This window comes from Paraglaciecola sp. 2405UD69-4 (assembly GCF_047525415.1).
GTDB lineage: Bacteria > Pseudomonadota > Gammaproteobacteria > Enterobacterales > Alteromonadaceae > Paraglaciecola.
Map to the genome: position 1 here is coordinate 205,393 of NZ_JBLIXM010000005.1, position 20,710 is coordinate 226,102.

The 20,710-nt window shown below is 40.5% G+C and carries 17 protein-coding genes; 5 read left to right on the forward strand and 12 right to left on the reverse strand.

The genetic code is table 11. From position 1 onward, the window contains the following. Positions 1-289 precede the first annotated feature (289 nt). From gcvP to gcvT, 3 genes are all read right to left on the reverse strand, one after another. Entirely contained in the window at positions 290-3,196 is a 2,907-nt protein-coding gene (gene gcvP, locus ACMUMK_RS16260) for an aminomethyl-transferring glycine dehydrogenase (protein ID WP_414702200.1), read from the reverse strand. Positions 3,197-3,337: 141 nt separating this feature from the next. Continuing rightward, a complete protein-coding gene (gcvH, locus tag ACMUMK_RS16265) occupies positions 3,338-3,724 on the reverse strand; it encodes a glycine cleavage system protein GcvH (protein ID WP_414702201.1) in 387 nt (128 codons plus the stop codon). 55 nt (positions 3,725-3,779) lie between these two features. Continuing rightward, complete coding sequence (gene gcvT, locus ACMUMK_RS16270; RefSeq protein WP_414702202.1) at positions 3,780-4,859, reverse strand: glycine cleavage system aminomethyltransferase GcvT; 1,080 nt, start codon at positions 4,857-4,859, stop codon at positions 3,780-3,782. Positions 4,860-5,004: 145 nt separating this feature from the next. On the opposite strand from gcvT, the gene ACMUMK_RS16275 reads away from it, so the two are divergent. Then, complete coding sequence (locus ACMUMK_RS16275; RefSeq protein ID WP_414702203.1) at positions 5,005-5,853, forward strand: LysR family transcriptional regulator; 849 nt, start codon at positions 5,005-5,007, stop codon at positions 5,851-5,853. Positions 5,854-6,277: 424 nt separating this feature from the next. On the opposite strand, the gene ACMUMK_RS16280 is transcribed toward ACMUMK_RS16275, so the two are convergent. Together ACMUMK_RS16280 and trhA are read right to left on the reverse strand one after the other, a co-directional pair. After that, entirely contained in the window at positions 6,278-7,321 is a 1,044-nt protein-coding gene (locus ACMUMK_RS16280) for an XrtA/PEP-CTERM system-associated ATPase (RefSeq protein WP_414702204.1), read from the reverse strand. Between the two features lie 108 nt (positions 7,322-7,429). Further along, positions 7,430-8,074 (reverse strand): PAQR family membrane homeostasis protein TrhA, encoded by a 645-nt coding sequence (gene trhA / locus ACMUMK_RS16285; RefSeq protein WP_414702205.1) that lies wholly within the window; start codon positions 8,072-8,074, stop codon positions 7,430-7,432. A gap of 129 nt (positions 8,075-8,203) precedes the next feature. Here trhA and ACMUMK_RS16290 point away from each other — a divergent pair, with 129 nt between their 5' ends. Beyond that, a complete protein-coding gene (locus ACMUMK_RS16290) occupies positions 8,204-8,533 on the forward strand; it encodes a GIY-YIG nuclease family protein (protein ID WP_414702206.1) in 330 nt (109 codons plus the stop codon). Further along, positions 8,530-11,442, forward strand: coding sequence for a bifunctional [glutamate--ammonia ligase]-adenylyl-L-tyrosine phosphorylase/[glutamate--ammonia-ligase] adenylyltransferase (gene glnE, locus ACMUMK_RS16295; RefSeq protein WP_414702207.1), 2,913 nt, complete (start codon positions 8,530-8,532; stop codon positions 11,440-11,442). Before ACMUMK_RS16290 ends, glnE begins: the two co-directional genes overlap by 4 nt. A 49-nt stretch (positions 11,443-11,491) precedes the next feature. Here glnE and ACMUMK_RS16300 read toward each other — a convergent pair whose 3' ends face one another. Further along, complete coding sequence (locus ACMUMK_RS16300) at positions 11,492-12,109, reverse strand: toxin co-regulated pilus biosynthesis Q family protein (protein WP_414702208.1); 618 nt, start codon at positions 12,107-12,109, stop codon at positions 11,492-11,494. Positions 12,110-12,135: 26 nt separating this feature from the next. Further along, a complete protein-coding gene (gene lpxL, locus ACMUMK_RS16305; protein WP_414702209.1) occupies positions 12,136-13,068 on the reverse strand; it encodes an LpxL/LpxP family Kdo(2)-lipid IV(A) lauroyl/palmitoleoyl acyltransferase in 933 nt (310 codons plus the stop codon). Between the two features lie 427 nt (positions 13,069-13,495). Between lpxL and ACMUMK_RS16310 the strand changes: the two genes are divergently transcribed. Both ACMUMK_RS16310 and ACMUMK_RS16315 read left to right on the forward strand, forming a co-directional pair. Beyond that, entirely contained in the window at positions 13,496-15,430 is a 1,935-nt protein-coding gene (locus ACMUMK_RS16310) for a putative bifunctional diguanylate cyclase/phosphodiesterase (RefSeq protein WP_414702210.1), read from the forward strand. Between the two features lie 127 nt (positions 15,431-15,557). Continuing rightward, positions 15,558-16,133 carry a thymidine kinase gene (locus ACMUMK_RS16315; RefSeq protein WP_414702211.1) on the forward strand — a complete coding sequence of 192 codons (576 nt, stop codon included), beginning with the start codon at positions 15,558-15,560 and terminating at the stop codon, positions 16,131-16,133. Positions 16,134-16,205: 72 nt separating this feature from the next. On the opposite strand, the gene ACMUMK_RS16320 is transcribed toward ACMUMK_RS16315, so the two are convergent. From ACMUMK_RS16320 to ACMUMK_RS16340, 5 genes are all read right to left on the reverse strand, one after another. Then, the gene (locus tag ACMUMK_RS16320) at positions 16,206-16,802 is read right to left on the reverse strand and encodes a hypothetical protein (protein WP_414702212.1); all 597 of its coding nucleotides are present in this window, start codon (positions 16,800-16,802) and stop codon (positions 16,206-16,208) included. 371 nt (positions 16,803-17,173) lie between these two features. Next, a complete protein-coding gene (gene ilvN, locus ACMUMK_RS16325; protein WP_414702213.1) occupies positions 17,174-17,671 on the reverse strand; it encodes an acetolactate synthase small subunit in 498 nt (165 codons plus the stop codon). After that, a complete protein-coding gene (locus ACMUMK_RS16330; RefSeq protein WP_414702214.1) occupies positions 17,671-19,389 on the reverse strand; it encodes an acetolactate synthase 3 large subunit in 1,719 nt (572 codons plus the stop codon). Before ACMUMK_RS16330 ends, ilvN begins: the two co-directional genes overlap by 1 nt. 203 nt (positions 19,390-19,592) lie before the next feature. Next, positions 19,593-19,967 (reverse strand): DUF413 domain-containing protein, encoded by a 375-nt coding sequence (gene maoP / locus ACMUMK_RS16335; protein WP_414702215.1) that lies wholly within the window; start codon positions 19,965-19,967, stop codon positions 19,593-19,595. 170 nt (positions 19,968-20,137) lie between these two features. Further along, positions 20,138-20,635, reverse strand: a complete 498-nt coding sequence (locus tag ACMUMK_RS16340) for a DUF4442 domain-containing protein (protein WP_414702216.1) — start codon at positions 20,633-20,635, stop codon at positions 20,138-20,140. Positions 20,636-20,710: the final 75 nt, after the last annotated feature.

A 20,710-nucleotide genomic window follows, 5' to 3' on the forward strand; every position in this document is an offset into this window, starting at 1 on the left:
CAAAGCCTATTATTTTATGGAACAGGAATTTGATTGGAGCGCGGCCTTTCTTGGATACTTCTTTTGGCTGTTGAAAAGAAGTATCTCGAACAGCAGGGATGCTGTTTGAAACCCGCAATGGATTGCGGTGAACGAAGTGAATGCCGTGTGTGCGTAGCACATGCTTAATGAGCGAAGTGAATAGTCTCAATGCGCGCAGCACATAACCAGTGCACGAAGTGCATGCCCTATGGCGCAGCCATAAAAAAGGCGAGCTATCTGCTCGCCTCAATCAATTTTTTAAACACCCCTAATCTTGATAACTCTCAATACTTGGGCATTCACAAAATAAATTTCTATCCCCGTATACATCATCAATACGATTCACACTTGGCCAGAATTTATTGCGTTTTACCGCTTCTACTGGATAGGCCGCTAACTGCCTGTCGTAGCTGCGGGTCCATTCGCTATCGCAAATATCATCTAAGGTGTGAGGGGCATTGTGTAATGGGTTGTCGGTTGCGTCCCATTCGCCCGTTTCTACTTTAGCGATTTCATAACGAATATTCACCATGGCTTCGATAAACCTGTCTAACTCTGCTTTGGCTTCAGATTCGGTAGGCTCAATCATTAATGTGCCTGCCACAGGGAAGCTCATAGTAGGCGCGTGGAATCCGTAGTCGTTAAGGCGCTTGGCCACGTCCATTTCGGTTACCCCTGAGCTTTCTTTAAGTGGGCGCAGATCAATTATACATTCGTGCGCCACGCGGTTATTGCGGCCGCGGTATAACACTTGGTAATGGGCTGATAGTTTATCCGCTACGTAGTTGGCATTTAGCATGGCAACTTCGGTGGCTTTTTTAAGGCCTGCGCTGCCCATCATTTTGATGTACATGTAGCTAATTGGCAGTATTGAAGCACTGCCCCATGGCGCAGCCGATACCGCTCCGTGCTCACGTACTTGGCCATCACCTGCGTTTTCTACCCCTATCACTTTATGGTTTGGTAAAAATGGCGCTAAGTGCGCTTTTACACCTATTGGTCCCATACCTGGGCCACCGCCACCGTGGGGAATACAAAAGGTTTTATGTAGGTTAAGGTGCGATACGTCTGAGCCAATAAAGCCTGGTGATGTTACCCCAACTTGGGCGTTCATGTTTGCGCCATCCATGTACACCTGGCCGCCAAACTCGTGCACTATGTCGCACATTTCTTTGATGGTTTCTTCGTATACACCGTGGGTTGATGGGTAAGTGATCATGGCACAAGACAGGTTGTCTGCCACTTCTGCGGCTTTAGTGCGTAAATCAGCCAAATCAACGTTGCCGTCTTTATCACAGGCAACCACTACTACCTTCATACTCACCATTTGCGCAGATGCTGGATTGGTACCATGGGCAGAGCTTGGGATTAAACAAATATTACGATGCCCTTCACCGCGGCTTTCGTGATATTTTTGAATCGTGATTAGGCCTGCGTATTCACCTTGCGCCCCTGAGTTTGGCTGCATTGATAAAGCATCGTAACCGGTAATGTCAATTAACCACTCGCTTAGCTCGTCCATCATTTGCTTGTAGCCTTGGGCTTGCTCGATTGGTGCAAACGGGTGTAACTGTCCAAACTCTGGCCAAGTTACCGGTAGCATTTCTGCTGTGGCGTTTAGCTTCATGGTGCAAGAGCCAAGTGAAATCATGGAGTGGTTTAGAGCTAGGTCTTTGTCTTCTAATGATTTGATATAACGCAGCATTTCGGTTTCGCTGTGGTAGCTGTTAAATACCGGGTGCGTCATAAAGTCAGATGTTCTTAGCAAATTAGCTGGAATAGATTGGCTGCCATTGGCAACTATGTCTTTATCAAAGGCATCTATATCTAGCTCTACGTTTGCTCCTACAAAGGCTTGGTATACGGCTTGTAGGTCTTCGCGACTAGTGGTTTCGTCAATGCTAATGCCTAAGGCTCCTTCAAGGTCGCTACGTAGGTTTAAGTTACTAGCTAAAGCTGCGCTTAAGATTTTATCTTTGTTAGCGCTTACTTTCACTGTAAGTGTATCAAACCAAGTATTGTTAACCAGTTCAAAGCCTGATTTTTGTAGCCCTGCAGCTAGGATGTCGGCAAATCTATGAACCCGAGATGCAATAGTTTTAAGGCCTACTGGGCCATGATACACGGCATAAAACGATGCCATATTGGCTAATAATACTTGGGCGGTACATATGTTTGAGTTGGCTTTTTCGCGGCGAATATGTTGCTCGCGGGTTTGCAATGCCATGCGCAGTGCTGGGCGGCCCCGGGTGTCTTTAGATACGCCAATAATACGGCCGGGTAATGAACGCTTGTAGCTATCGCGGGTAGCAAAAAATGCGGCATGTGGACCGCCGTATCCCATAGGCACACCAAAACGTTGGGCGCTACCTAAAACTACGTCTGCGCCTAATTCACCTGGAGGAGTCAGCAAGGTTAAGCTTAGTAAATCAGCGGCAACGGCAACTATGCCTTTATTGCTTTGAACTGCAGCGATAATCTCTGAAATATCGTTAATTTCCCCAGATGTGCCGGGATATTGCAATAAAGCACCAAACACGTCTTGTTCGCCAGCGGCACTTGCCGGACCTACTATGATATTAAAGCCGAACATATCTGCGCGAGTTTGCACTACGTCTAAGGTTTGTGGGTGTACATCGTCTGCCACATAAAAACTGTTGGCTTTACGGTTTTTAGACATACGCTTGGCAAGGCCCATTGCTTCGGCAGCGGCGGTGGCTTCATCTAGTAAAGATGCCGAGGCAAGCTCCATGCCTGTTAAATCAATAGTCACTTGTTGAAAGTTTAATAAGGCTTCTAATCTGCCTTGGGCAATCTCTGGTTGATACGGTGTATATGCTGTGTACCAACCCGGGTTTTCAAGAACATTACGCAAAATAACGTTAGGTGTTAGGGTGTCGTAGTAACCCATACCAATAAACGAGCGCATCACCTTGTTTTTGCTGGCGACATTTTTTAAATAAGCTAATGCGTTAGCTTCTGTTTCACCCTCGCCTACTTTCAAAGATTCGGCTAAGCGGATCCCCTCAGGTACTGTTTGCTGCATGAGATCATCTAGTGATGTGGCACCAATGTCAGATAACATAGCAGCCATTTCTGCGTCACTTGGACCTATGTGACGACGGACAAAATCTTGGGTTTGTTCAAGTTGAGATAGAGAGTGAGTGACAGACATGGCTAACTATTAATTCCTAATAAGGGGCAGTAGACCAAAGTTTATGCACTTTGGCCTTAGGGCTAAAATGTGTAAAACAGAACAACAGCGCTAGGTGCCTTAACCTGCACACCTAACTTTGGGCACTGGGTGCGCCAATTACTATTCTTCGATATTGCCTTCGTATGCTTCAGCATCGAGCAGGGCATTAACTTCTTCTGGATCTTCAGCTTTAATTTTAAACAGCCATCCATCGCCATAAGCATCAGAGTTTACAAGTTCAGGTGAGTCTTCTAGCTCTTCGTTAACGGCAACAATTTCACCGCTTATTGGAGCATATACATCAGATGCGGCTTTTACAGACTCAGCAACAGCGACATCGTCACCAGAGCCAACCTCTGAACCAATTTCTGGTAATTCAACAAACACCATATCACCCAGTAATGATTGGGCGTGGTCACTAATACCTACGGTAAATACACCATCGCCGTCTGGACGAACCCATTCATGGGTACTTGCGTAACGTAAATCTGTTGGAATATTGCTCATCTTAGTTCCTAGTTTTTATTTAATTTGATGTAATACTGCTTGTTGTTAATGACAGTTATAAGACACTTTTACCATTTCTGACAAAGCTGGGTTTGACCACGTTTACTGTAACCCACTTTTTACGGATTTCAACTTCAGCGGTATCTTCAACACTGGCTGCAACCCTAGCCATAGCAATACTATGCCCTAAAGTTGGCGAAAAACTACCAGAAGTAATAATACCTTCGCCACCTGCAACTTTAACTTTTTGACCTGCACGTAATACGCCTTTATCTGTCATCACTAGGCCGACAAGTTTTTCAGTGCCTTGTGCTTTTTGTTGCTCTAGGGCACTGCGGCCAACAAAGTTTCTATCACTTGGCTCCCATGTAATAGTCCAGCCCATGTTAGCAGCCAGTGGTGATATTGTTTCGTCCATATCTTGACCGTATAAGTTCATACCTGCTTCAAGACGTAAAGTATCTCTTGCTCCTAGACCACAAGGTACTACGCCTGCGTCTAACAGCTTTTGCCAAAAGTCTGCGGCATCATCAACAGGCACCATGATTTCGTAGCCTGCCTCGCCTGTGTATCCTGTGGTGGCAATAAACAAGTCTTCAGCTTGCACACCATAAAATGGCTTCATACCTGCCACGGCTTCTTTTTGTGCAGCTGAGAAAAGGGCTGCTGCTTTAGTTTTAGCTTGAGGACCTTGCACGGCGATCATTGCAAACTCTGGTCGCTCTGTAATGGTGACATCAAAGCCCGATGCTTGTGCATGCAACCAGTCCATGTCTTTTTCACGGGTGGCTGAGTTAACCACAAGGCGATAATTAGTCAGGTCAAAATAATAAACAATAAGATCGTCTACCACGCCACCAGCTTGATTCAACATGCCGCTATATAAGGCTTTACCTTTGTCTTGTAACTTAGCCACATCATTTGCCAATAAAAAACGTAAATATGCTTGGGCTTGGCTACCTGTGATATCCACTATAGTCATATGGGATACATCAAACATGCCAGCATCTTGTCTTACAGCATGGTGTTCTTCAATTTGCGAACCATAGTTGATTGGCATTTCCCAGCCGTGAAAATCAACCATTTTTGCTCCAGAGGCTAAGTGCTTAGCATGTAAAACTGTTTTATTTGGCATGTGATGTTAGATCCAAGGTAAAGAGATTGATTCGAGTATATGCACTGAGAATATTCACAACAAATTGAAAGTTTTAATCTATACATTTAAATTTTTAATGTATTATTAAAAACCATTTGAAACTCTTATTTATTAAGGGCTGCCCTTGAGACAACTATCTTTAGACAACCTGCGTACATTTGTAGCAGTAGTAGATTTAGGAGGCTATGCAAAAGCAGGAGAAATGTTAGGGCGCTCGCAACCTGCCATCAGCTTACAAATTAAACGTTTAGAGCAGCAGCTCACCAAGCGACTTTTTCAAAAACAAGGTCAAAGACAGGTGGTTAATCAAGATGGTCTTGCCCTTTACCAACAGGCACGCACTATGTTGGCCTTAAACGACAATATATTTAAACAGTTTCAACCCGCTGGATTAAAAGGCCGTTTACGCTTGGGTATTCCCAGTGAATTTGCGACAACCTTGTTACCTAACATCATAGGTGAGTTTGGAAAGTTATATCCAGATGTTTCTCTTGAGGTAACCTCTGCGTTAAGTAAATCTTTATTAGCTAAAGATACCTCTGAATCCTTTGATTTAATTATGGCTTTGGTCGACCCAAATGAGTCTTTTGAAGGGCAAATTCTTTTACACGATGATTTGGTTTGGGTTGGCGATAAGTCCTTAGGTATTCATACTCAAGCGTTATCTTTAGTGCTTGCCCCAGATGGTTGTGTATATAGAAGCAGGGTTATCAACAAATTAAAACAGCAAACCCAAAAATGGCGAATTAGCTATACTAATGCAGACTTAACTGGCATTACCGCTGCGATTAAGCAAGGTCTAGGGATCACCGCACTGGCTAAAAGTAGTGTGCCAGAGCAATTGGATATTATTAAACATAGAAGTTTACCGGAGCTTGGGAAAATCAAAATCTGTTTGTTTAGCGGCCACTCGGCCCATCCTCAAGCCAGTGCAAAACTCGCTGAGTTTATTCAATCTAGGTTAATGCGCTAGCAGCAAGCTAAAACAAAAAAGCCGATTACAGTACTCAGTAATCGGCTTTTGCATTTCAATACAGAATCAATACTACGTATTCTGTTGCAGCAAAAATGCTAACACACATGTAACGCAAACTAGGAGAAACAATTCTCTCCTATAATACTTGCCATGATAATAAGCTTTACGTCGTTCCTTGAGAGTAAAATTACTAGAGTTTAGTTCCGACGATCCTCGTCTATCCCCAATAAAGTTTTTCATAGAACTCTCCCAAACTTATAAATGTTTATGCAAGCCTCTATCTTTTCTGAACCGATAATAGAATTTGATATACTTGCGTGTAATATATTACCCCACTGGTACAATTAATTCATCGGCCTTTGTCATAAAACCTTAACTATTTTTTGAACTAATTTATAAGTTTTCTTGGAATCACCCAATATCAGTCGTCAGATTTCATCCTGACATAGGTTTTGTACTTTTTCATCATTAGGCGATCAAGGTATCGAGTTAACTTTATTTTTTGACTAAGGGCATTATCTAATGCCTCTACTAACTCCGTAAGCATGGCTTTGTAATACTCTACGTCTTTGGTTTGCCCATCTTCTGTTTTTGCCTCTAAAATTCCCGAGGCACTTTGCGATGTTGCTGAGGATGCTGCCGGTTTTTCTGGTTGAAACATTTCAAGAGAAACTTCTTTAATGACACTTTCTACAGCCTCTTCGTCTAAAGTTTCTAATTCTTCAAGAAATCCAAATAGCAGTATTCTGTCCATTAAGGTATTAATTTTACGAGGTACACCATGGGTAAATTGATAAATACGCTCGTAGGCTCCCTCAGAAAACAAGGTTTCACCACTCCATCCCGCATGTTGCATACGGTACTCAATATACGCTTGGCACTCTGGTGCAGTTAATGGTGCTAAATGACAAGACGCTACAATACGCTGCCTAAACTGCTCCATATTCGGCGCCCTAAGTATGGGTTGCAGTTCTTCTTGCCCTAACAAAAAGCTTTGTAGCAAAGGCTTACCCGCAGCCTGGAAATTAGAGAGCATCCTCAACTCTTCAATAGTCTCTAATGGTAAATTTTGCGCTTCGTCCACCAATAATAGGGCACGCTTTCCTTCTTTATGTAAGTCCATAAGATACAGTTCAAGATCATTTAAAATATCTGTTTTACTGCTGCCTTTAACCGCTACATTAAACTTACTGGCCACCATTTTAACGAGTTCATCTGGTGATAACTTAGGAGATACTATTTGCGCCGCTACTATGTCTTCTTGCATATCGTCTAATAGACTGTTTGCGATTGTCGTTTTGCCTGTTCCAATGTCACCAGTGATAACAATAAAGCCTTCAGCTTGTGATAACCCATATTGCAAATATGACATGGCTCGTTTGTGCCACTTACTGCCAAAAAAGAAACTAGGATCGGGTGTTAACTGAAAAGGTTTAGACTTTAGTCCATAAAAGCTTTCATACATATTTAAATCGCTCAATCCGATATTACAAAAAGATAATTAACCAATAGCTTAAGCGATGTAACTCATGCATAGCAATTAATTACCTTGAGAAAAGTGTCAGCTAACCAACTAGATTACAAATTGGTAAATTGACCAAAAATGGCAAGCACACCCTGCCATCACAAAAATGTGCCAAACAAGGTGGGTAAATTGAAACTGTTTGGCCGCGTAAAACACCGCACCGAAAGTATAACAAAGCCCCCCTGCTAGCAGTAACCAAAATCCCTTGGTTTCTATGGCGTTATATAAAGGGTAAGCAAAAAATATTGCCAGCCACCCCATCAACAAATAGGTCACTAAAGACAGCTTAGGAAAACGTCGGCTTGCAAAGAATTTACAACCTATCCCTATAACAGCTAGCCCCCAAATAATACTATTGGCTAAGATCCCAATTTCACCACCAACGGCAAAAACCGTATAAGGTGTGTAAGTGCCTGCTATCAACAAATAAATAGATACGTGGTCAAATACCTTTAGTTTAGCCTTTAAGCTAACGGAGCTCGCCCAATGATATAAAGTGGATGACAAAAACATCAGCATCATAGATACGCCGTAAACTGCACATACTAATTGTGCAATTACCCCATCTACTTTTTGCAACATCATGATTAAGCCGACACAAGCGGCAATAAACCCTACACCATGGGTGATTGCATGGAGAGTTTCTTCAACCCGAGAGTAGGTTGCTGCAGCTTGAGGAGCAAAAGATGTCATGTTATTTACTGAAAATTTGTGGGCGTTTATCATAATATTTGTGGCGCTATTTGCACACTCAATATTTATGCAAATTATACGCTATACAAAGTACACTTATTCTTTAAAGGTTTTAAGCGAAGGTATTCAGTGACAGATTGGTATGTATATATTATCGAAAACAAACTTAACCAATACTATACAGGGATATCTACAGATCTAGTTCGGCGCTTCAATGAACATCAAGCTAATGGCGCCAAATGCGCTAAAGCTTTACGCGGTAAAGGGCCGCTGAAATTACAATTTTATTGCAAAATTCCAAGCCATTCAGAAGCGTTAAAAACAGAGGTTTGGATAAAGAAATTAAGTAAGGCCAATAAGATAAAGCTAGTGAACAATCAATTAATAGACTCCCCTATTCAAAATTTAAAACTATCTAACGACTGTCCTTTGCCATGTAAGGAGTTAAACACACTATGAAAGATGTATCTAAAGAGCTAACTGGTGAGTTGCATTCATTGGCAGAGAAAAGATGGCAAGACTTTAGCACTGCAGTCAATTTCAATGAGCAACTGGTAGCATTTAAACCCAGCATCAAAACTGCATTTGCACTAAGCGATTTTATAGCGAAATACAGCCAAAGCCATCCCCAATGGTTAGTGACATTCTTAATTGAACAACAAGGCAGAATTAACTCAGCAAAGTTTCAGCAGTTACTTAAGGACACTATAAAAGACATTCAAAATGAGACGCAATTACTAAAAGCCCTACGTGAGTTTCGTAACTTTCATATGCTGTGTATTTGTTGGAATGACTTATTAAACCTTCAAACTATTGAGACGTCATTGCAACAAGTCTCTGTACTTGCAGAGCAACTTATTGTCCAAACAAGTGACTGGTTTTATCAATTTTTACAAACACGCTTTGGCACTCCAATGGGAGAGTCTGATGCCCTACCTATGCTAATTTTAGGTATGGGAAAGTTAGGAGGATACGAGTTAAATTTCTCATCTGATATTGATTTGATCTTTAGCTACCCCTTTCAAGGTCACACCCAAGAGGGACAAAAATCTATAGAGCACCAGCAGTTTTTTACTAAGGTTGCCCAAAAGCTTATCCATGCATTAGACCAAATTACTGCGGATGGTCAGGTATATAGAGTAGATATGCGCTTAAGACCCTTTGGAGATAGCGGCCCTCTAGTAATGCATTTTGATGCGCTAGAGGATTATTACCAAGAGCAAGGGCGCGAGTGGGAGCGTTATGCAATGCTCAAAGCGCGGATCCTCAACCCAAGTTGCCATTACACGCAAGAGCTCAATGCCATTCTTAAACCTTTTATTTATCGTCGCTACCTTGATTACAGTGCCATAGATTCTCTAAGAAGTATGAAGGCTTTAATAAAACAGGAAGTTCGCAGGCGAGGGCTAACAAATAATATAAAGCTAGGTGAAGGCGGGATCCGCGAAGCTGAGTTTGTTGTACAAAGCTTGCAGTTGATTAACGGCGGCAGAATACCCAGTTTGCAGGTTCAAAGTCTGCAGCAGGCGTTAACCGTTCTAGAACAAGAGGCTATTTTACCATCAGACAGTGCCGAACAATTAAGAATAAGCTATTTATGGTTAAGAAAGGTTGAGCATTGCCTGCAACAATTTGCTGACAAACAAACCCAATTACTACCTGACGATCCCTTAGATCAAGCTAGGTTACTTTGGGTGATGGATATGAATAGCTATGAGGAGTTTTTAAACGAGGTTAAGCTTCATTCTCAGCATGTTCATCAGCAGTTTTCGCTATTAATAAGAGAAACAGACACTCAAACTGAAGAGTCCGAAGACGAGCACCATCAAGTAGCCGTTGACCTGTGGTTACTAGAGCTAGATAACAAAGAAGTACACACCTTACTTGAGCATTGGAATATGGCCTCCCAAGATGGCGATGGGCTGGAACTCAGTGAGTCACTTAATAAAGAATTAACAGATTTTAGGCTTAATTTAGTTAAAAAGCGGGTGGGACAAAGAGGCCTAGATACGTTAAATAAATTGATGCCATCTGTGCTCAATCTTGTATTGCAAAAAAGTGACGGTAACAATCCTATAGCATTATTACAAAGGCTGTTGCTGGTATTTACCTCAATAATGGGCCGTACCGCCTACCTACAATTATTATCAGAAAACCTAGGTGCGTTAACCCACCTTATAAAATTATGTGCTGCAAGCCCTTGGGTAACGGCACAAATCGCCCGCTTTCCTTTACTGCTTGACGAACTGATTAATCCTGCTGAATTGTATCAACCAATTCAATTGAAGGAATATCAAGAGTTATTAAGAGAAACACTCTTACGTGTTGAACCAGAAGATTTAGAGCTACAACTTGAAACCTTAAGACAATTTAAACTCAGTCAACAACTTAAGATAGCGGCAGCTGATATCACGGGCGTGTTACCTATCACAAAGGTTAGTGACCATCTAACACAATTAGCAGAGTCAGTCTTGTGTCAGGCAATAGATTTAGCCTGGGTGCAAGTTGTAGCTAAGCATGGAGCCCCGGTTTGCCAAATAAAAGGCCCCTTAGCAATGCACAATAAAGGGTTTGCTGTTATTGGCTTTGGAAAATTAGGGGGATGGGAGCTGGGTTATGGTTCTGACTTAGATTTAGTCTTTGTTCATAATTGTGCTGGAAATTTAGATACCCAAGGTGAAAAGCCAATTGAGTCCATTAAGTTCTATATTAAATTAGCGCAAAGGATCATGCACATTCTCACCATAAAAACAGGCTTAGGTTTGTTATACGAAGTCGATATGCGATTACGGCCCTCTGGCAATGCCGGGTTATTAGTATGTCATATTGATGGATTTGCTAGTTATCAACTGGAGAATGCTTGGACTTGGGAACATCAAGCCTTGTGCAGAGCTCGCTTCATTTATGGAGACAGCGATTTAAAGTCCCAGTTTAGTGAAATACGTTTTGATACCCTTTCTCGGCAACGAGACATCAAAGAGCTGGCCATAGATGTCGTGCAAATGCGTGAAAAAATGCGTGAGCACTTGGCAACAGGCAATGCCACACAACTCGACTTAAAACAGAACAAAGGTGGCATAGCCGACATTGAGTTTATTACCCAATTTATGGTGTTGGCTCATACTGCCGAGCATGCAAAATTAGCAAACTGGACAGATAACATTAACCTGTTTGCAGCCCTTAGCAAGGTTGGCTTGTTAACAGAGCAGGAAGCGTCTCAACTCACAGATGCTTACCTAACCTATCGAAATACGACACATAGATTAGCATTACAAAATGAAAAGTGGGCTGCAACGACTACTGAGCTTAACGAGCATCAAGCTAACGTAGAAAGAATTTGGGATAAGTATCTACAGCGACTTATATGAATTCCAACAAGTAATTAGGCACTCAGCCAAATGTTTAATGGATTTAATATTATCTCGCTTTGGTACATTGCTGTGTTAAAAAGTCACTGTTTTTAGCGGTAATAACTAATGATCTTTGTTTGGGACACATAAAGGCTTTTACTTCACCATCAAACTCAGCATCGATGGCAGTAGCGATCATTTTTAGTGTCCCTAATATTGAATCATCCAGCTGGAAATGATGTTTTACAATAAAGTCTCTATCAAGCTCCCATATTACCTGCATCCCTTCAGACTGGGCATAATCTGTAATAGCGGTTCTTAAGGTGCTGCCTACTTTAAATGTGCGGTGTTTGTACTCCCCTTCCCAACGGCTAGAGATGGGCTTCTGCAGGCTCTCCATTTTTTTCAAACGTTCACTCAGTGGCTTTTCAGAGGTATTCACCTCTATAACAAAATCTCCTAACTCATCTTCTTTAGGGTGGCGAGACGAGAGACGGTAATCGGCATAAAAGTTACTCATATTCTCTTCAATTGACTTGCCACCAGTATCCCCTTCCGGTTTTACTCGATTCAAATTTGTTTGCTGCATAAAAAGCACTATTCCGGCTATAACAAGTATCCCAATAGCAAGAAAAACATGCTTAAGCCAAAATAAAGAACTAGACGACTTTTTTGTTTTACCCATGGTTATCAAAAACTCTTAGTTGTTTTCTAATCGTATAAAGATGGATCATCAACATTAGGACGAGTTTTAAAACGTTTATGCATCCATAAATATTGCTCTGGCGCTAACATGATCATTTTTTCTACCATCTGATTTATACGGGCTACATCATATTTATCGTCACCTGAAGGGAAATTCTCCAGTCCAGGTAGGACTTTTACTTTGTAACCTGTTTTAGTCTTAATAGAAACGAAAAAAACAGTTTCACAATTTGCGCTGCTTGCAAACAGCAAAGAACCCGTTGTTGTGGCTGTTTCTGGGACAGCAAAAAACGGGGTAAACTCACACTTTTTACGGCCATAGTCTTGGTCTGGCAAGTACAGGCACAACTCTTTTTCGTCTAGCGCTTGTATTAACCCCTTTACATTGCGCTTGTGGATCATGTATTTATTGGCCCGATTTCTTCCATGGTATTGCATGTATTCCATTAACGGGTTGTTGTGTTTGCGATAAAAGACCACCGATGGTTTTTCAATTCCTAACATTCGGCATCCAAACTCAATGTTCATATTATGAATTGCGTATCCTAAAACACCTTTTCCTTTGGCATGGATCTCATCAATCAATTCTACGCCATCGTACTCAACCATTTTCTTTACGCGCCAATCAGGCCACCACCATCCCATGCCAGTCTCTAGTAAAGCCATGCCGGCATTATCTAAGTTTTCCTTGAGCATTTGCGCTCTTTGCTCTGGCGTTAAATCAGGAAAACACAATTCAATATTACGTTTAGCAACCAAGTAGCGTTTTTTAGCTACTAGTTTTAACACTTTTCCAAAAAGCTTACCTATTGGCTTTTGTACAGAATAAGGTAACCACGAAATACAATATAAAAAAATAACACTGAACCAAGTTGGCCAATATTTAGGTCCTAAAAAAGAAAGTTCAAACTCAGGGGCGACCACTTTTTTCTGCTGCAAAGCTAACCTCTTTACAATTTCAAATACAACGTATCTTAGTATTTTAACCTACTTCCATAGCTGTAGTGACAACAAATAATAGAAAATTTAACTCACTTCAAAAAGTTGCAATTATACAATTATGTATAATAAAAATTAGCCTTATAACAGGATAATAAGTAACAAACTTAAATTAGTTATGGGGATTAATACTAACCCTTGCTAAAATAGATTTTACGCCAAAAAAATTAGACTAAAGTTGTATCAAGTAAGTACAAAACAACAGTCAAACTGTTACTTTTATCTTAATGTTATAGAACTTTAAAATTATCATAGGTTTTTACAAAAGGGCTTTGGTATCAACACAGACACATCACTCCAACAAAGGCTACAGCTGGATGCAGCAAATAGTTTATATAGCAATGGTGTTTTAGGCATATTAACTAACATGGCAGCTAGTATTGTCCTAATAGTACTGTTTGGGCAAGAGACCTTAAACGAAGAAAAGCTATACTGGCTATTCGGTATGATTACGATACTGGGTTGCCGACTAGGAGATACCATTTTATGGAAACCTCAGAATACCAAACGCTCTGACATAGGTCTTTTAGGCATTCAGCGCTACGCGGTAGGTACAGTATTAACCGCTTTGATGTGGTCAATGTACGCCATATTGTTTATCGAAAGTATGCAAATAGCTGAATTTACATACGTCATTGTTATCCTTTCTTCTTTAGCTGGAGCCTCTGCATCTGTTTTTTCGGCTAGTCGCTTTATTGCTATCAGCTATTCAGGGATATTACTGATACCTATAGCAATACTAGGTATTTTATCTGAACAAGAGCACAAACTATATTTAGGGACCCTAAGCCTTTCTTATTGTTTGGTCATGGTGATATACAGTATTCGAAATTCTCGATTCACCGCTCAAGCAATATATAATAAGAATGTTAATCAGCAGTTAGTGACTAAACTCATAAAAGAAAAAGATCGCTATGCGGCAATAAACCTTGAATTAACTGACACCACAGAAGCTCTCAATCAGGTAAACCTTAGCTTAGAACAACAAATAGAAGCAAGAACCCAAGAAGTATCTAACCTGAGTAACCTTGATTCACTGACACAGTTAGATAACCGTAAGGCATTTACAACAAATTTAGAAACGCTAATCACCCAAGCTATTGAAAAAGATAGACCTTTAGCACTACTTTTTATCGATTTAATAGGATTTAAGAATATCAATGACACTATGGGCCATCAAGTTGGCGATAGTGTGCTAATACAAGTGACAGAAAGAATCTCTGCATTTTCAGAAAACCACAGAGCAGGTCGCTGGAATGGCGATGAGTTTTTAGTCGCCTTACCTTACAGCGATTCAACTACCGCTTTGGCCATAGCCCAAGCCATGACCCGCAGTATTTCCCAACCTATTTACGTCCATGGAAATGAAATTCATTTAACTGCATCCATTGGGATAGCAATGGCACCAAATGATAGCCAATCTGCAACAGAGTTAATCCAACTTGCAGACCTCACTATGTGCGAACAAAAACAGTCGAGTAATAATAAACCTCAATTGTTTTCAAATGATGTGAAAAATCGGATATTAGCATCGCAAACCATTTTAGAAGGCCTGCAGCACGCTATACAGAGAAAACAGCTATATTTGTGCTACCAACCCATTCAAAAAGCAAAAGGTTATGACTGCTGGGCTTTTGAAGCTCTACTGAGATGGGATCTAGATGGTAAATTCATCGGCCCAGATGTGTTTATTCCGTTAGCAGAAAAGTCCGGTCTAATTAAAGAAATTGGAGCTTGGGTGTTAAACCGAGCTTGCATGGACGCCGTTCATTGGCAAGACACACCAGACGCTGCGGTTTCAGTAAACGTATCGGTGATCCAGCTTATGGATAAAGGATTTTTACGCCTGTTGGACAATTGCTTACAAACTAGTGGACTACCGCCAGAAAGATTACACCTAGAAGTAACTGAATCTACATTTGTTGAAAAACAAGCGTTTATTTTACAACAACTTGAACAAATTCGTGCCCGTAACATCGCTGTATCTATCGATGATTTTGGTACTGGCTATTCATCTTTATCGCAACTACAGACCCTGCCTGTAAATTTTGTTAAGATCGACAAAACCTTTGTAGACAATATTGAAGGTAAAGGCGAAGCAATCATACGGGCAACCTTATTTATTGCTAGGGAATTAGGGTGCAAAACCATAGCAGAAGGTGTGGAAACCAAAGAGCAAGCTATTGCTTTATCTGGTATGGGGGTCGACTATTTGCAGGGTTACTATTTTGCTAAACCTATGAAAAGCGATGCACTTGCCAGCTGGCAAAGCGATAAAGCGAACACCTTAATTACTAAGTAGACCTTACCTCACAATAAAAGCCCCAAAGGTATTTGAGCAAGTTTAGGCCCCCTAATTTTTGCCTCAGTAATACGACTCTATTTCAATAATAACTAACGCAAAAATAGTTTTGCGAAGAGATCCCCTTATGGCACAACTGTATTTTTATTATTCAGCTATGAATGCTGGTAAATCAACCTCCTTACTACAATCTGCCTATAACTACACTGAAAGAGGTATGCGCCCTGAAATATTCACTGCAGCCTTAGACGATAGATTTGGGAAAGGTAAAGTAGCATCAAGAATTGGCTTAGAATCTAGTGCGAACCTTTTCACGCCGCAAACAGACATTCAAAAAACAATTGAAGCACTGTTAGAAAAAAAACCAATTGATTGCTTATTTATAGACGAAGCGCAATTCTTAACTAAGCAACAAGTGCAGCAGCTTATTTATGTAGTCGATAATATGAATATTCCAGTGCTGGCTTATGGTTTACGCACAGATTTTCTTGCAGAAACCTTTGAGGGTAGTCGATATTTATTAGCTTGGGCAGACAAGTTAATTGAGTTAAAAACTATATGCCACTGTGGCCGAAAAGCGGCATTTGTTGTAAGAATCGACGAAAATGGCCAAGCAGTTAAAGAAGGTGAGCAGGTTGAAGTCGGTGGTAATGACAGATACGAATCAATGTGCAGAAAACACTTTGCTGAGTTAGTGTGGTAACGCTTAGGGCAAACAAAAAAGCAAACAGCTCGCACTGTTTGCTTTTTTTGAAGAACTAGTTACGGATAATGCTTAGTTCGATACTTTGTCTGCAATGTAGCTTATTACACTACTAGCACCGCGAGCTTCAAAAAATTCAGTCAAGCTTTGACCTGCACAAGTGATGTTGTCAGCTTCTAAAATAGTATCCATTACTTCTTGTCTTGAAGCACCAAGACTTCCCACTTTGCTAGATAAAGCAGTTTTGAATAGTTGAACGTTATTAGTAACCGCTGCTTTACAAAAGTTTTTATAGCTTGAGTCTCCAACAAACTTATATTTGTCAGCAGATGCTAGTTGTTGCCCAGCGTAATCACCTGAGATATAGCTAGCCACATCTGCAGCACCACGAGACTGGGCGAATTCAGATACGCTTTGTCCATCACATTGGAAGTTCTCTGAGCTTTTTAAAAGCTTTAACATATTGTGTTGAGACTTACCTAAGTTGAAAGCATGTTGTCTTACATCGCTTTTAAAAGCGTCGATATTATTAGTTGCAGCAGCTTCACATAAAGAGGCGTACTCAGTGTCGCCTACAAACCTCAAGTTATTTGAGGTTTTTAAAGCAGCAGTTGCAGTAAAAGATAGAGTAGTGGCACATAAAACAGCAGAGATAAGTAACTTTTTCATTTGTATTTCCTTAGTAAATTTAATCATATAATTTGGTTGGCTGAGCTCTGTGTCTCAACTCGATGAACAAATTGTAATTAAATTACAGAAAAATGTTGTTTTATTTCTGTGCAACTAAGTTTAACATTTTGTAAATTAATGAATTACAAATACAATAAAAGACCTAAGCCACTGTTTTAAAAGAAAATAATACAAACCCATTATTCAATTAAAGAATATGCATATTCAATTAAAATACTAAAATATTGTAATTAACTTACAAAAACGAGAATTTTTTACGTTAATTTCATATCAAATTGAAAGTTTTTTGTAGTTTAATAACAAAAAAAGCCCTTTCGGGCTTTTTAAATTACAAAATTGTAGCGAAAAAACTAAGGTCTTAAGGCTTTTTCACCTCGCGCTAGACCGCATACGCCAGATCTAGACACCTCAATAATTTCAGTACATTGACCCAAAGTATGAGAAAACGCATCCAACTTGTCGCTAGTACCTGTAATTTGAATAGTGTAATTGTAAGTATCAACATCAACTACTTGAGCGCGGAAAATATCAACATTACGTTTAATTTCCGCTCTCACTGACTCATTTCGAGTGGCAACTTTAATTAACATCAGCTCTCGCTCAATATGCACACCGTCAGATAGCTCAGATACTTTTAGTACATCAATCAACTTATGCACTTGCTTGGTTATTTGCTCAATAACCTTATCGTCAGCTTCTGTCACTATGGTTAATCGGGATAAGCTTTTGTCATCCGTCGGGGCTACGCTAAGAGAGTCAACGTTATAGCCACGCTGAGAAAAAACACCAACCAAACGAGACAAAGCACCAGGTTCGTTTTCCATCAATACAGATAAAATTCTTCTCATTAGGTACGCTCCGTCTTACTTAAACGCATATCATCCATAGCACCGTATTTTATTTGCATTGGATATACGTGTTCATTTTGATCTACTCTGATGTCCATAAATACTAATCTGTCTTTTTCAGCAAAACAGCGTTTCATGGCATCATCTAACTCTTCAGGCTTATCAACCCTAATCCCAATATGGCCGTAAGCTTCAGCCAATTTTACAAAATCAGGTAATGAATCCATATATGAGTGAGAATGGCGCCCTTTGTAAATCATATCTTGCCACTGGCGTACCATACCTAATGCACGGTTATTAATAGATATGATTTTCACCGGAATATTGTATTGTAAACAAGTGGCTAGCTCCTGAATATTCATCTGAATACTACCATCACCTGTGACACAAGCTACAACCGCTTCTGGGTGAGCCATTTGCACGCCCATCGCAGCGGGGAAACCAAATCCCATAGTTCCGGCACCACCAGAGTTAATCCAACGGCGTGGTTTAGCAAAGGGGTAATAAAGAGCCGCAAACATCTGATGCTGACCTACATCTGATGTGATGTATGCATCACCACCAGTGTGCTTATAAAGTGATTGCACGACTTCTTGAGGCTTAATTTGCGATTCATCAGTTTTAAAATCTAGACACTTTTTAGCACGCCACTGATTAATCTCTTGCCACCAGTCGGCCAAACGTTCTGCTTGCCCTTGAGAATCAAACTCTTCTAGCTTTTCAAAGAACTGCTCTAATACTCTATCAACAGAGCCAACAACCGGAATATGTGCAGCAACGGTTTTAGAAATCGAAGTTGGGTCAATATCAACATGAACTATGGTTGCATTTGGACAGAACTTAGCAACGTTATTAGTTACCCTGTCATCAAAACGCGCGCCCAATGCAATAATACAATCAGCATTATGCATGGTCTTGTTCGCTTCAAACGTACCGTGCATACCTAGCATGCCAACGGATTGAGGATGTACACCAGAAAAAGCGCCTAACCCCATCAAAGTAGAAGTCACTGGGCAACCTAATGTTTCGGCTAGTTTAGTAACGGCAGCTGACGCTTCACACGCCACAGCACCACCACCCACATACATTACAGGTCGCTTCGCTGTTGTCATCACTTCGATAGCCTTCTTAACCTGCTTATTATGGCCCTTCAAAGTAGGGTTATATGAGCGTAACTCCACTGAAGAAGGAAACTCATATGGATGACTTTCTAACGGGTTAACAATATCTTTTGGCAGATCAACCACAACAGGACCTGGACGCCCACTGTTGGCTATGTGATAAGCTTTAGCGATTGCAGCAGGGATATCTACTGCGCGTTTAACTAGAAAACTGTGCTTTACGATAGGTCTTGAACAACCAATCATATCTGTTTCTTGGAATGCATCTTCGCCAATGTGCATAGTCGGTACTTGGCCAGATAGTACGACTAGTGGAATTGAGTCCATGTAAGCAGTAGCAATACCGGTAATAGTATTGGTTGCACCAGGACCAGAAGTTACTAAAACAGTACCTGTTTTTCCAGTTGAACGAGCGTAACCATCTGCCATGTGAGCAGCTGCTTGCTCATGTCTGACTAGGACATGCTCAACATCATCTTGGACGTATAAAGCATCGTAAATATCTAGTACAGAGCCACCTGGATAACCAAATACATGTTTAACTCCAGCGTCTTTAAGCGCTCGCACAACCATTGCAGCGCCTGACATCATTTCCATAACGAAATCTCCTAAAAAATAGGTTATTAAATCAAGCAGGCACTATACGTGAGCAATTAGAAAGAATAAACAGCCAAACCAGCAAAAGTGAGATACATATCCCTATATACCCAAAAATTAGGATAAATATTTCAATGCATATTAAAAAACCAGATTTTTTAGGATGATTTTACATTATTCTAAAAATTCAGAGATGGATAACCTTATTCATCATCTAATTCTATAGAAATATCGTCGTCCTCATCACTACTTTCACCGTCTATTTCAACGGATGACCTATGTCCACCATAAATATTACCAAGCTTAGGGCGATTAATACGCTTCTGGTATTTTACCCAAGCCTTTTCAGCTAGAGTCTCTGGGGCTTGCTTACCAAAAGCACAAGCCAAAAAACTCTCATCTTCTGGAGTACTTGGTTGTATTTTACCATCCACTAAAGCCGCGATAAGTGCGCCATATTGAGCTAATGCTTTACTTTCATTTATTGAAAAATCCCCTGAGCGGGAAAAGCCATATGGATAGTTTTTAGGATCGTTATACAATCGGTTTACTAGAGATTCTCGGGTAAGTTTTGTCATAGATAGCTACACCTATCAAAATCATTTAAATAATTGGTTTAAAAAGGGGCAAATTTTAGCCGAGGCTAAACACTAAGCCTCGTATCTTGCTTTATAATTTAAATCAAAAATCTGTCAACTATTAAAATAGTCTTTCCAGTTAAATTTTTATGACATTTTGAAAGATGTAATTAGGGTTTAGCGCGTTTTGGAACCCATGCCCAAACCATTTCACAAATTACTGGCTCTATGCCGGTTGCATCCTGCACTGACACTTTTACAGTTACCTCGCCTTTTTCTGATGTAGCCATTAAATTGATTTGCTCATCAGTTAAGCTCGCTACGGCTATCATGTCGCCTGTGGCTCGCTTTACATAATTTAAATCCATCTTTTTAATTAGTGGTAACTTATCCTCTGGCAAGTTAATTCCAACTAAGAATCCAGTACAAGACTCAGCGAGTAGGGCCATTGCAGCAGCATGAACACTACCAATATGATTTTGGGCTTTTTTCTTATTTTTTTGCCTGTAAGTAGCTGACTTACCATCTGTGTGCAGCACCTCAATCCCCGTTGTACCTGCTAGTTTAACTTTATGCCTAAATACCCAAGTCATAAGCTTAGCGCTCACCCAAGTTGGATATTGATTGACACTATCTACGAATTTTCTCAACGGATTAATACTTGTCATGACTCACACCTCTGGTTAGACCAGTTCAATTATGGGTTTGTATTACCGCAAAAGCAATGACTTTACGCAAACCTA

Excerpts from the sequence above, each read along its gene's own strand:
- ACMUMK_RS16320 (WP_414702212.1), bottom strand. The coding sequence starts at position 16,802 with ATGAAAAAGTTACTTATCTCTGCTGTTTTATGTGCCACTACTCTATCT.
- glnE (WP_414702207.1), top strand. The coding sequence starts at position 8,530 with ATGAAAGATGTATCTAAAGAGCTAACTGGTGAGTTGCATTCATTGGCA.
- ACMUMK_RS16340 (WP_414702216.1), bottom strand. The coding sequence starts at position 20,635 with ATGACAAGTATTAATCCGTTGAGAAAATTCGTAGATAGTGTCAATCAA.
- ACMUMK_RS16300 (WP_414702208.1), bottom strand. The coding sequence starts at position 12,109 with ATGGGTAAAACAAAAAAGTCGTCTAGTTCTTTATTTTGGCTTAAGCAT.
- trhA (WP_414702205.1), bottom strand. The coding sequence starts at position 8,074 with ATGACATCTTTTGCTCCTCAAGCTGCAGCAACCTACTCTCGGGTTGAA.
- maoP (WP_414702215.1), bottom strand. The coding sequence starts at position 19,967 with ATGACAAAACTTACCCGAGAATCTCTAGTAAACCGATTGTATAACGAT.
- ilvN (WP_414702213.1), bottom strand. The coding sequence starts at position 17,671 with ATGAGAAGAATTTTATCTGTATTGATGGAAAACGAACCTGGTGCTTTG.
- gcvP (WP_414702200.1), bottom strand. The coding sequence starts at position 3,196 with ATGTCTGTCACTCACTCTCTATCTCAACTTGAACAAACCCAAGATTTT.
- gcvH (WP_414702201.1), bottom strand. The coding sequence starts at position 3,724 with ATGAGCAATATTCCAACAGATTTACGTTACGCAAGTACCCATGAATGG.
- ACMUMK_RS16315 (WP_414702211.1), top strand. The coding sequence starts at position 15,558 with ATGGCACAACTGTATTTTTATTATTCAGCTATGAATGCTGGTAAATCA.
- ACMUMK_RS16330 (WP_414702214.1), bottom strand. The coding sequence starts at position 19,389 with ATGGAAATGATGTCAGGCGCTGCAATGGTTGTGCGAGCGCTTAAAGAC.
- ACMUMK_RS16280 (WP_414702204.1), bottom strand. The coding sequence starts at position 7,321 with ATGTATGAAAGCTTTTATGGACTAAAGTCTAAACCTTTTCAGTTAACA.
- ACMUMK_RS16310 (WP_414702210.1), top strand. The coding sequence starts at position 13,496 with ATGGCAGCTAGTATTGTCCTAATAGTACTGTTTGGGCAAGAGACCTTA.
- gcvT (WP_414702202.1), bottom strand. The coding sequence starts at position 4,859 with ATGCCAAATAAAACAGTTTTACATGCTAAGCACTTAGCCTCTGGAGCA.